Source organism: Leptospira harrisiae, assembly GCF_002811945.1.
Taxonomy (GTDB): Bacteria; Spirochaetota; Leptospiria; order Leptospirales; family Leptospiraceae; genus Leptospira_A; species Leptospira_A harrisiae.
In genome coordinates, this window is sequence record NZ_NPDX01000007.1 from 24,357 (window position 1) to 36,144 (window position 11,788).

At 37.4% G+C, this 11,788-nt stretch carries 12 protein-coding genes; 7 read left to right on the forward strand and 5 right to left on the reverse strand.

The annotated features are described in order from the left end of the window. Window positions 1–46: 46 nt before the first annotated feature. Window positions 47–859, reverse strand: coding sequence for a WecB/TagA/CpsF family glycosyltransferase (locus tag CH364_RS17520; RefSeq protein ID WP_035983331.1), 813 nt, complete (start codon window positions 857–859; stop codon window positions 47–49). 126 nt (window positions 860–985) lie between these two features. Between CH364_RS17520 and CH364_RS17525 the strand changes: the two genes are divergently transcribed. The 3 genes from CH364_RS17525 to mtnC are packed head-to-tail and all read left to right on the forward strand — an operon-like array spanning window position 986 to window position 4,125. Next, window positions 986–2,011: a hypothetical protein gene (locus tag CH364_RS17525; protein ID WP_100744093.1), complete on the forward strand. Its 1,026-nt coding sequence runs from the start codon at window positions 986–988 to the stop codon at window positions 2,009–2,011. After that, window positions 2,008–3,372, forward strand: coding sequence for an MFS transporter (locus CH364_RS17530; RefSeq protein WP_100744094.1), 1,365 nt, complete (start codon window positions 2,008–2,010; stop codon window positions 3,370–3,372). The genes CH364_RS17525 and CH364_RS17530 overlap by 4 nt, the downstream gene beginning before the upstream one ends. Window positions 3,373–3,393: 21 nt before the next feature. Next, window positions 3,394–4,125, forward strand: coding sequence for an acireductone synthase (mtnC, locus tag CH364_RS17535; protein ID WP_100744095.1), 732 nt, complete (start codon window positions 3,394–3,396; stop codon window positions 4,123–4,125). Here the strand turns inward: mtnC and CH364_RS17540 are convergent. Together CH364_RS17540 and CH364_RS17545 are read right to left on the reverse strand one after the other, a co-directional pair. Further along, the gene (locus CH364_RS17540; protein ID WP_100744096.1) at window positions 4,122–4,352 is read right to left on the reverse strand and encodes a prokaryotic cytochrome C oxidase subunit IV; all 231 of its coding nucleotides are present in this window, start codon (window positions 4,350–4,352) and stop codon (window positions 4,122–4,124) included. The two genes, mtnC and CH364_RS17540, sit on opposite strands and share 4 nt — an antisense overlap. A 10-nt stretch (window positions 4,353–4,362) precedes the next feature. Then, window positions 4,363–4,935, reverse strand: coding sequence for a cytochrome c oxidase subunit 3 (locus CH364_RS17545; RefSeq protein ID WP_100744097.1), 573 nt, complete (start codon window positions 4,933–4,935; stop codon window positions 4,363–4,365). A 301-nt stretch (window positions 4,936–5,236) separates the two neighbouring features. On the opposite strand from CH364_RS17545, the gene CH364_RS17550 reads away from it, so the two are divergent. Genes CH364_RS17550 through CH364_RS17565 form a run of 4 tightly spaced genes read left to right on the forward strand, consistent with a single transcriptional unit; the run spans window position 5,237 to window position 9,868 of the window. Beyond that, a complete protein-coding gene (locus CH364_RS17550) occupies window positions 5,237–5,941 on the forward strand; it encodes a c-type cytochrome (RefSeq protein WP_100744098.1) in 705 nt (234 codons plus the stop codon). A gap of 9 nt (window positions 5,942–5,950) precedes the next feature. Then, window positions 5,951–7,300 (forward strand): cbb3-type cytochrome c oxidase subunit I, encoded by a 1,350-nt coding sequence (locus CH364_RS17555; RefSeq protein ID WP_100744099.1) that lies wholly within the window; start codon window positions 5,951–5,953, stop codon window positions 7,298–7,300. A 3-nt stretch (window positions 7,301–7,303) separates the two neighbouring features. Further along, the gene (locus CH364_RS17560) at window positions 7,304–8,086 is read left to right on the forward strand and encodes a CbbQ/NirQ/NorQ/GpvN family protein (RefSeq protein ID WP_100744100.1); all 783 of its coding nucleotides are present in this window, start codon (window positions 7,304–7,306) and stop codon (window positions 8,084–8,086) included. 9 nt (window positions 8,087–8,095) lie between these two features. Then, window positions 8,096–9,868: a nitric oxide reductase activation protein NorD gene (locus CH364_RS17565; RefSeq protein ID WP_100744101.1), complete on the forward strand. Its 1,773-nt coding sequence runs from the start codon at window positions 8,096–8,098 to the stop codon at window positions 9,866–9,868. 11 nt (window positions 9,869–9,879) lie between these two features. Here the strand turns inward: CH364_RS17565 and CH364_RS17570 are convergent, their stop codons facing one another. Both CH364_RS17570 and CH364_RS17575 read right to left on the reverse strand, forming a co-directional pair. Further along, window positions 9,880–11,106 (reverse strand): NnrS family protein, encoded by a 1,227-nt coding sequence (locus tag CH364_RS17570; protein ID WP_100744102.1) that lies wholly within the window; start codon window positions 11,104–11,106, stop codon window positions 9,880–9,882. A gap of 50 nt (window positions 11,107–11,156) precedes the next feature. Next, on the reverse strand, window positions 11,157–11,783 hold the full coding sequence (locus tag CH364_RS17575) for a Crp/Fnr family transcriptional regulator (protein ID WP_100744103.1): 627 nt from the start codon (window positions 11,781–11,783) through the stop codon (window positions 11,157–11,159). Window positions 11,784–11,788 lie beyond the last annotated feature (5 nt).

Genomic DNA, 11,788 nt, shown 5'->3' on the forward strand with positions numbered 1-11,788 from the left:
CCTCCGCATTGTTTTAAACTAGGTGTATACTGATCGGATTCCGAAATTAGTGTTTACGGAAACGTTCGCGGATCCCGAGTAGAAAGAAATAGAAAGTTTCCCACATCCTTTGGATTCGGTAAGGTCTTGCGATGATCCTCCAAAGCCAAATAAGCCCTCTTTCTTTAAACCACTCTGGTGCTTTTTTGTCTGCCCCAGATAACATATCTAAAGCGCCACCCACACCAATCACAACTGCTTTGCCAAAATAACCAGTGTTGTTTTCGATCCAAATTTCTTGGTCTGGAAAATCCATCGCAAGGAAAATGATATCGGGTCCAGTTTTTCGAATGGCTTCTTTGACTCGCATTTCTCTTTGGCGATCGAGATGGCCAGCGTGTCTTCCTACAATCCTAACTTTTGGAAAATGCCTTGTGAGGTTGAAATAAATTCGTTCTACTATTTCGTCTTTGGCTCCAAAGATGAATGCTGTGAATTCTTTGAGTTCGGCCAATCGAATGAGATCCATCATCACAGCGATGGGCGTGACTCTTTCTTTGAGTCTTCCTGAGGTCATCCAACCAATTCCCGCCCCTTCTACCAAAATGGTTCCGGCTTTTTCTGCGATGCGGTGGAGGGACTTTTTCGGACGCATCCTCATGAGTTTGATGGGATCTAAAAATAATACATGGTGCATGCCTTCTTTTTTCTCGAGCACGCGAAAGAGTTTGGCTATGGCTTCGTCTGTTGTGACATTATCGATGGGAATTCCCAAAACATTCAGAGTTTCCAGCTTGGAAACATCGATATTTTGGTATTCCAGTAGTATATCCCTCTCATCTTTTGAGGAATTGTGAACGATTTCGCTCAATTGCTTCATGTAGCCGGACTATCCTTTCCTATCTAAAACATTATGTCCAGTACCCTCTATTGTCGCCTCTAAATTTTTAAAAACTTCCGTTTTTTCACTTGGATTGGAATCGAAAGAACGAGAAAAAGTATCAAAATGTTTCGAAGCCAACTTTTTCTAGTATTGATTCTCTTTTTACTCTCAAGCGCAAGTTATGCGGAAAAACTTTCCATTTTTGGAACGTTACAAAATGGAACCACCGGCGGACCTGGCAAAGCTGATTCCATTCGAATGCTTGCACTGCAAGGAGCTATGATTCCTTTAGCAGACATTGGTCCACAGTCTGGTAAATTTCGTTTTCCAGAAACGGATTTACCAGAGGGAGCACCCATTCTTTTACAAATCCAATACCAAGGCGTAAATTATAATAAAATGATACCGCCTACTACTAAGTTTCGTACTTCTCCGCAAGAGGTCTTGGTTTATGATACAGGTGCGGAACGAAAACAAGTGGCCATTAAAAGTTTAATGCAGGTTATGCGAGAAAAAAAAGGATTAAGAGTTTTTAAACTGTTCTTAATTGATAATTCAAGTAAACCTCCCAAATCATATGATTCTAAAGTTTCTCCCTTTGAATATTCTGTGGCAAGTGAAGCTACGGAGATCCTGGCACAAATCCAACAACCAGGAAGTAAGATGGCAATTCCTTTAGGAATACCAGAAGGACCAAATGGAGGAAGGTTACTTGACCGGGCCATTCTTCCTGGTGTTTCTGAAATGCAAGTTTCTTATTTTATACCTAATAACCAAGATACTTTCAACGAACGGATGTTAATTGAATCAGAAAATGGAAAATTTCCTATCTTTGTAAAACCACAAGATATGGAAATCAAAACTGGTTCAGCAACTCCTGTCACCAAACTAGACAAAGATGTTCCTCCTGGACTGAGTGCTTATGTATTGAGTTCCTTAAGTTTTGGAACGACTGTTGAATTTACTTTTTCCGGTGGAAAACCACTTCCAACAATTTCCAATAATTCAAATCCAGAAATCTGGAACGGTTCCATACTGACTAGTTGGGATCTTTCCCTTTTTGCTGTCGTTGGGTTTCTTGGATTTTTATTTACGCTCTCATTTATTTTTGTCTATCGAAAACAAAGAGAAAGGAAAAACAATCCATGAACCAAAAACAAACAAAACGAGAAACAACCTATCTGCGATTTTTCGGCCTGGCCGAACTTGCAGACCATGGGGCAAGAGGTATTTTAGCATTTTGGGTCATCCTAGGAATGGCCTTCTTTTTGTTTGGTGATCAAAACCTAATTGCACCGAATATGAAAAATATTGGTGCTTCCTTGGGCATCACTGACCCCAACGAAGTCGATTGGAAGTTAGGTGGTATCATTCCTGTTTTGTTCTTTATTTTGGGTGGTGCTGTCTCATTGTCAATGGGATACCTCTCTCAGACTTTCTCACGAAAGAATTTACTTCTCGCCACTGTCCTTCTTGGTGAAATTCCATGTTTTTTAACTGCATACGTTGAAACTTATGACCAGTTTTTAGTTTTACGAACGTTATGCGGGTTTGGTCTTGGTGGAATTTTTCCATTGCTCTTTAGTTTGATTGGAGATTATTTTTCTAGCAAATCTAGGGCGATTGCCACTGGTTATGTGTCTTTGGCGATGGGCCTTGGAGTAGGGGTCGGACAATTACTCGGTGGAATTTTAGGTGGGGCCGATCCTATCAACGGATGGCGTGCTTCTTTTATTTATATGTCTGCTCCTTCCTTTGTTTTTGCTGCGATTTATTTATTCTTTTGTAAAGAACCAAAACGTGGTGGCGCAGAAGGTGTTTCCAGCGATGAGTTATCACATAAAATAAGTTTAAAAGATTTTAAATTATTATTTGAAAGTAAAACAAACTTAGGTGCCTTTTTACAAGGCCTTCCAGGTTGTATTCCTTGGGGAGTGTTCTTTGTTTATTTAGCAGATTATTACGAACACACCTACCATCTTTCCAAAGAAATTTCTGCTGGTATGATTACTTTTGCTGCCGTAGGAATTTTTATTGGAACTTTCTTTGGTGGAGTGCTTGGACAAATTTTATACAATATCAAAAAAACATACCAACCACTACTTTGTATCGGTACTACTTTTTTTGGTGTATTCCCTGCAATCATGCTTCTTTATTCATTTGATATAGTGCCTTATATGGGTTTATTTATCGCTTTGAATATTTTTACAGGGATAATGATTTCCATCACGGGACCTAACGTTCGTGCTGTGTTACTCAATGTAAACGAACCAAAATCAAGAAGTGCTATTTTTTCTATCTATAACTTAACTGATGATTTAGGGAAAGGGCTTGGTCCTGTTATGTCAGCAGTGATTTTAGGATTAACTCCTGATCGTGGACTCGCTTTATCGATATCGATTCTTTTCTGGATCCCATGTGCATTGGCATGGTTACTAATTTTGTTTAATTATGAAAAAGATGAAAACAGTATGCTCCAGTTGATGAAACAAAATGCCTCAAAGGCATAACTTTTAATCATTTTGGTATAAATGAATATTAAACACAACTTACTCGACATTGAGGGGACAACGGCACCAATTGCCTTTGTCCATCAGGTCCTTTTTCCTTATGCTAAAAAACATATTACCCGTTTTTTAAAAGACTTTCAGTTTTCCGAACTACAACGGAAAGAAATCCAATCTGAATTTGAGAAGGATTCGGCCCTTCGTGAGGAAAGTTTTTTATCACGATTTTTTAAATCAAATTCTCATACAAAAATGGAAACGATTGTTTTTTCACAGGATCTCATTCCTTCTTATTTTGAGTATTTAATAGAGAAAGATCGAAAGTTTGGCCCATTGAAAGAAATCCAAGGTAAAATTTGGAAAGAAGGATACGAATCTGGTGAAATCAAAAGTATTGTTTATTCAGATGTTCCAGGGTTTCTAAAAACTGCGATGGATTCTGGAATCAAAAATCATGTGTATTCTTCTGGTTCTGTAGAAGCCCAAATTTTGATTTATCAGTATTCAGAGTTAGGTGATCTTCGAAACTATTTTGAATCTTATTTTGATACGGCAGTGGGCGGAAAAAGAGAAAAAACTAGTTATGAAAACATAGCGCACGAACTAAGGTCGCAGCCAGACCAAATTCGTTTTTTTACCGATATCGTGGAAGAAGCGGAAGCGGCTAAGGCGATAGGAATGGATGTGGTGATTTTAAACCGCCCAGGAAATATCCCGCAGAAACCACATCCCTTTCCCATCTGGGATCATTTTTAAGTCAGTAACAAAATACTAACGGAATAAATTCCAATGAGAATAGGAAAGGCCACCTTCCAAAATAAGTGAGCCACTTTCAAATTCATAAATATAAAACAAACCAGAAGGAACTTGATTGCGCTAAATAAAATCAAGTTCCAAGTTCCGGGAATGGTGGAACCCATTCCAAAAAATGAATAATAAACAATCCCTAAAAGAATGAAATAGGTAAGAATGATCAATTTCATCATGAACCTCTTATTGAATTAAATACAAAGCTGGATACAATAATAGCCAAATCAAATCGCACATGTGCCAAAATACGCCACCTGCTTCCAAGTTATCAATGGAGATGGTCTTTCGATTCAAATAGATGATCAACAAAATGATCACACCTACAACCACATGAAGATAATGGAATCCAGTGAGTAACCAATAATAACTAAAAAACTGACTGGTTTCGAGGCCAAAACCTAATGACCACTTTTCTCGAAACTCATAGAATTTAAGAAAAAGAAAAGCAAATCCAAAGAGAATGGAGGCAGATAACGAAATTGTAAAAAACTTAAAATTATTTTTTGTTCTGAAATGTGCTGCCATTGCGATACTAAACCCACTAGTTAGCAAAAAGACAGTATTGTAAAATGCAAAAGTTTTGTTTAAGTGTGACTGCATAAAACTAAAAGCCGTAAGCTCCTTTGACTTATCATATAGCAAGGAACCAATTCCTAAACTGAATGTCAGAACTTCGACAAGGATAATCATCCAAATGAGAATTCCACCGGGTGGATACCATAGCGATTGGTTTGTTTCTATTTTGTTTTCGTGCATCGAAATCTCCTTTATAAGTATTATTGATGAATAACGGAATATTCAATTTCTTTAATTTGATATATTCTGTTCCTATTTTGATTTTTTTAGGGTTTTCCTTTAGTTTGTTACAATCTGTACCTAATTTCCTTCGTAGAACCGAGTTCTCAATGTGCTCAATTGATTTCAAGTATCAATTAACCGCTGTTCCTATATTCATTCGTTATGATATTAGAAAAATTCAAATTCGTACTTGATATAAATCAATGCCGAAACTAATATCTGCACCTACAATTTAAAAAATTGAAATTAGGAGGCAAGGATGCTATCAAAATCGCAAGCCAGGGCGTTCTTTTTGGGAGGCACCTTTTTGTTCAGTGCTATCTTTGTGTTTCTCACTGTGGATACCTTGCGGCAAAATGATTCCCGAACCAATGCGCAAAACATAACAGCGGATGTTTTGAAAGGAAAGGAAATTTGGGAAAAAAATAACTGTATGGGCTGTCATACATTGTTAGGTGAAGGCGCTTATTATGCACCTGACCTAACAAAGGTTGTCGAAAGAAGAGGAGCTACTTGGATCGATGTCTTTTTAGACGATCCGCAAGCGATGTTTCCAGGAGAACGAAAGATGGTGAAGTATAACTTCACTAAGGAAGAAAAAGGTCAGGTCATTGCCTTTCTTGATTGGGTAGGTAAAATTGATGCCAATGGATGGCCTCCTAAACCAAATATCCCAATTGATTCGATTGCAACTCCTCCTGCGCCACAGGCAAAAACAAATGCAGTTGCCTTGTCTCAACCTGAAAAGTTTTCTCAACTTTGTGTCGCCTGTCACGCAGTCGGTGGGAAGGGTGGAAATGTTGGGCCGGCACTTGATCATGTAGGATCCAAGTTCGATGCTGATTATCTCAATCGTTGGTTATCAGATCCACAAGCCATCAAACCGGGAACGAATATGCCAAAGTTACCGTTAACTGATCCAGAAAGAAAAGATATCGTAACTTATCTTTCTTCGTTGAAATAAGGAGAAACAATGAGATTCCAATCACAAAAGGTCGCATATTGGTTCTTTGCAACTTGTATGTTACTCTTATCTTTACAAATCGTATATGGTTTTATAATGGGTTTTGCTCGCATTGGATTAGACGGGTTACATGATTATATTCCGTTTAATACTGCTCGCGCAACACATACAAATTTACTCGTTGTATGGTTGTTAACTGGTTTTATGGGAGCTGCTTATTACATCATTCCTGAAGAATCTGATAGAGAGCTGTATAGTGTAAAACTTGCCTATATTCAACTTCTTTCTTGGGTTGTTGTTGGAGTTGTCGCCATTATCGGATTTCACTTCAATTGGTGGGAAGGTCGTAAGTTCTTAGAAATCCCAAGACCTCTCGACTATTTGGTTGTTGTGAATGTTTTAACCTTTTTGTTTAACATTGCAATGACGATCTGGCAGGCAAAAAAAAGAAGTACAACACAACTAGTTCTCTTCTTTGGATTGTTATGTGCTGCGTTATTATATCTACCAGGTATGATTTACTTCGACAACCAAACACTGGATTCCTACTTTCGTTGGTGGGTGGTACATCTTTGGGTAGAAGGAGTTTGGGAACTCATTATGGGTGGTATCCTTGCTTTTTTACTCATCAAACTCACTGGTGTGGATAGAGAAGTAATCGAAAAATGGTTGTATGTAGTTGTTGGTTTAACTTTCCTTTCAGGAATTCTTGGAACAGGCCACCACTACTACTGGATTGGAACTCCTAAGTATTGGCTTATGGTGGGTGGAATTTTTTCTGCTTTGGAACCACTTGCTTTTCTTGGAATGGCAATCTGGGCTCTCAATATGTATCGCAAAAAAGGAAAAAACCATCCTAATAAAATTGCGCTCTATTGGACTTTGGGCAGTGCCATGATGTCTTTCATTGGTGCTGGATTTTTAGGTTTTGCTCATACATGGCCTTCCGTAAACCAATGGACTCATGGAACTCTCATCACTGCAATGCATGGACACCTTGCATTCTGGGGAGCCTACGCTATGTTAGTGTTAGCTGTGATTTCCTATGCAATGCCAAACCTAACCGGAAGAAAACTGTTTACTGGAATGTCAGGTTATTTGGCATTTTGGGCATCCAATATTGGAATGTTAGGTATGACTGGTGCACTCGCGGTTGCCGGTATCACTCAAGTGTATTTAGAACGTAAATTAGGAATGGACTTCCTCGTGGTTCAGAAAGAAATCATATTCCACTTTATTGGAATGTTACTGGCTGCCACACTATTTACGGTAGGGATCACTTACTTTATCGTGGATTTCATTCGACATGGTCTTCCATCCGATGAAGCTGTAGGAAAAAATGCAGGTGATCTCGAATAATCTATGTTAACGAAGAAAGCACCCTATTACGAACCAATCGGTAAGGAAATAGAAATCTTTCAAATGGCGGCAGAGAATTCTCTGCCGCTTTTGTTGAAAGGTCCTACTGGATCCGGTAAGTCTCGATTTTTGGAGTATATGGCTCATACATTAGGCCGTAGACTCATCACAATTTTATGTAACGATGAAACATCTTCTGTAGATTTAGTCGGAAGATTTTTAGTCAAAGGTGCTGATACCATTTGGATGGATGGACCTTTAACAACAGGAGTCAAAGAAGGAGCCATTGTTTATTTAGATGAAGTGGCAGAAGCAAGACCTGACACTCTTGTAACCATTCACTCCTTAACCGACCATCGCCGTACTCTATTTTTAGAAAGAAAAAACGAAGAAATCCAAGCACATCCTGATTTTTTACTCGTAGCATCTTATAACCCAGGATACCAGAGAGGATTTAAGGAATTAAAACCTTCCACAAAACAACGATTTCTCGGAATGGACTTCCCTTATCCGAAGGCATCTGTAGAGGAAAAAATCATCGTGGGAGAAACGGGAATTAGTGATTCTGTCTCAAAGAAATTAGTGCAATTTGCAGGGTTGGTAAGAAATAAGCCAGAGTTAGGTTTGGCAGAGACTGTTTCGACCAGGTTACTCGTATCTTGTGCAAAATTAATGGCAAAAGGTTTACCGGCTCGCTTAGCGGGAAGGACTGCGATTATTTTACCACTCTCTGATGATTTGGATACTGTCACTGCTTTGCAGGATAGTTTTGACCTGATTTTTTAGGGTACAGATTTGGAATGGGATCAGTTTGTATTCTTCCAAGGTCATAAACTTTGGAAAAAGATTCGTAAAAAATTAACTCCACCAAATCCATATTATGCGTATCAAATGGGGTTGGAAGAAGTTCGGGTTCTTCGTTATTTACAAACATTAAAAAAGGAACCTACAGCTTTGATTCTTGGTGGAGAATCTGTCACATTTGGTCCAAATTATTTAAAATTTCCAGAAGAAATACATTGGTTTTTATCAGAGTCTATTTCTAAAAAATTTGTACGTATCTATCTTGCGTATTTAGCTTTTCTTTCTAATGGTAAGAACCTTAAATTAACGAAGAAAGATGATAAAAAAAATATAAATGGAATAAAGTCATTATCAAAAGAAAATTTCTTTTATCAGTTTCGAAATTTCATCATTGAATTTCCAGGCATTCGGAATGATTGGAAAGAAATTCGAAACGAGAGATTCATCATCCGCAAAAAAGATCCAGTCCAACACCAAAAAATAAAGAAACTAATCACGGATACATCCTCTGCCATTTCTGATTTGAAACATGAGTTTCCCACAGGGAAAGATTTTATTTCGAAAACGGATAAACAAAAAATTAAATCCAAAGATTCCAAACAAAAGTTAGATCCCAGTGATGCAGAGGTTTTGGAAGTCGATGAGAAAAAAATCGAGGAATATACATTAGGCCATAATTTTGAAAAAATTGAAACGGTAGAAGAGTTTGATGGGCAATGGCGTGACATTGACGGAGAAGAAGATATGGAAGAAGAGGAGGCACTACAAGAGCTGAACTTAAAACATATCATTCGTACAGAAGATCCAGTGCATACTACACGTAGCAGTGAATCCGGATCTGGAACAACACTGGAGATTTTAGACGAAAAAAATTTGGGAAATCGTTTTTCCTATCCTGAGTGGGACTATAAATTAAAAAACTATAAACCTAATTATTGTAATGTTGTAGAGGAATTTCCGAACCAAAAGGATATTTTTTACACAAAACATGTATTAGAAAAACAACATTCCACTTTGACACAGTTAAAAAAGAAAACGATGGCACTCTTAAACCAAACACGAATCAAAAAACGTTTGGTTTCGGGAGATGATATTGATTTAGATGCACTTGTGGATCGTTATGCGGATATCAAAGCAAAAATTAGTCCATCAGAATCTATTTATATGAACCCTATTCGAGATGTTTCTGATATGGTGTTATACTTTTTGGTAGATTTGAGTTTGTCTACTGATTCATGGATCCAGGAAAAAAGAGTTTTAGATGTAGAAAGAGAAAGTTTACTTTTGTTTTCTGAATGTTTGGAAGATTTAAAAATTCCATTTGGTATTGCAGGATTTTATTCTCGAACTCGTAATTTTAATCAATTTTTACATTTGAAACAATTATCTGAGTCTTGGCTAAGTTCTCGTGATCGTTTGGGTTCACTTTCACCCATAGGATACACCCGTGTTGGCCCCTCTTTACGTCATATCAATTCCATTTTAAAAGAAACAACTTATAAACAAAAGTGGATCATTCTCATCACTGATGCTCGTCCCAATGACTATGATAAATATGAAGGAAAATACGGAATCGAAGATGTGAATAAGGCTGTCGGCGAATGTTTGTTAAATGGAGTTCAAGTCTATACTTTAGCCATTGGAACAGAAGAAAAGCCAACAATTCCTGCGATGATGAGAAATGCTAGTTATCAAATGTTGTTCCAGCCAGAGAGGCTCCTCGATTCGCTTCAAGAGTTTTTTCGAAGAGCCATCAGAGTATAAAATCTAATACATTAGGATGGTTTTCCGTCAGGTCTTGCGCTAAATAAAATTTTTGTGTATTGGAAAATAAACAAACTAAATGCCAAGATCCAACCAATTCCCGAAAGATGGTATGCCCAGGTGTATTTTCCAATGAGTGGAAGAAATACTCGAACCACCACTGCTAAATTTAATAAAATGTAAGCACCTACTGTGAGTGGGGATGCTATAATGCTCCTTCCTGTATGACCTAAACTCACACGCGTGATCATTCCATAGATAAAAACTCCAATCCCACCAACAGTCAAACTGTGGATCGCAGAAGACACGGGAAAGTAACCTAAATACACTAGACTATATAATAAAAAACCTAAACAGACCCAGAAGTAACCAGTATACAAAATCCAAAGGATGGGTTTTTTGTACGATCTCCAAGGTTTCCAAGAAACGTAACGAACCAGATTGGTAATAAACAAAGAAAAACTTACAAAAAATGTTGTGAGTAGTATCAAACTTGAAAGATTTAAATTCGCAAAATCCAAGTGTATGGACTCATTATTAACAAGATAACCCTGTATCAATTTCGAAACATAAAATACAAATGGCAAATATAGGATTAATGTTTCTAGTTTTGGCAATCGTTTGAAAGAATATCCTTGTATGACAACTCCGGAAAAAAAAGGAACTACCCTTCCGCCAATGATCAAAATAAGGAATAGGATTACAAAAATGCTTAAATGAATGTATAATAAAGTCATCTCTGAATTTAACACAGATCTCGCCGAAAAACCAGCTAACAAGTGAAATATGGTAAACAATCCATAATGATAAAGAATTGGGCGATTGTGTTTTTGGGTGGGCACTGTGAGTTTGGGAAAAAGTAAAAAGATCACCATTAAATCGGAACTAATATCCAGACCAAAAGATAAATAGGAAACAAAACCAAGCGGATACATGGAGAATCTTCCCAGAGACCAAAAGAGAAGAAGGAAAAATAGATTTTTTCCCTTTAAGATACTTGAGTTAGTCCAGTTTTGAACTGCAGTAAAAAGGAACCCAAGGACAATTGCTTTTGAGAAACCAAAAACCATTTCATAAGAATGCCAATGGATTGAGTTAATTTGAATGAGGTTAACGATCGCATTCGAAAGCACCAATAACCAAATTGTAATGACTAATACGCCATATACCGAACCGAACCAAAAAAACGGACGAAAGGCTGTATTCCAAAAACTCCACTGAAAAAAAGAATTCTTCATGATTTGATCCTATTGGAAATTAGAATCATTTCATTGATTCAAATCAAGAACTAAGCCAAAATTTTAAGTAAACCTTCTTTGTCCAAAATAGAAATTTCACCTTTTTGGTTATCTATGAGACCCTGATCTTTTAATTGTTTGAGAATTCTAGAAAAAGTTTCTGGTCTTAGATAGAGAAGGGAGGCCATTTGCGTTTGTTTTAATGCCAGTGAATCAGGTGTTCCATAAAACAAAAAATGAGCCACCCTTTGCATTGCATCCATCGTTAATCCACGATTGATTGCTAAATTCAATGTATCAATTTTATTCATTAGCGAGTGCATTAGAATATGATTCAGTTCAATATTTTTATGAATCCGAGTCTGCACTTCCGACAAAGGCATTCTTAAGATCGTACTTGTTTTGGTAAATCTTCCTGAAGCCGGGTAAGGAATTCCTTGAATGACGGCCCATTCTGCAATGATACTGACAGGACGAAAAAAAGTTAAAGTAACTTCATTCATGTTTCCATCGTATTTGAATACCTGAAGGTCACCGGTTACTAATAAATCCATGTAAGCAACAGCATCACCACCATGAAATAAAAACTCATCTTTTGAAAATGTAAGTTCCTGGCAGCCTTCAAAGGCCTTCTTTAAAGATTCTGGATTTGGTTGTGTCAGGTACTTTATGATCATAAATT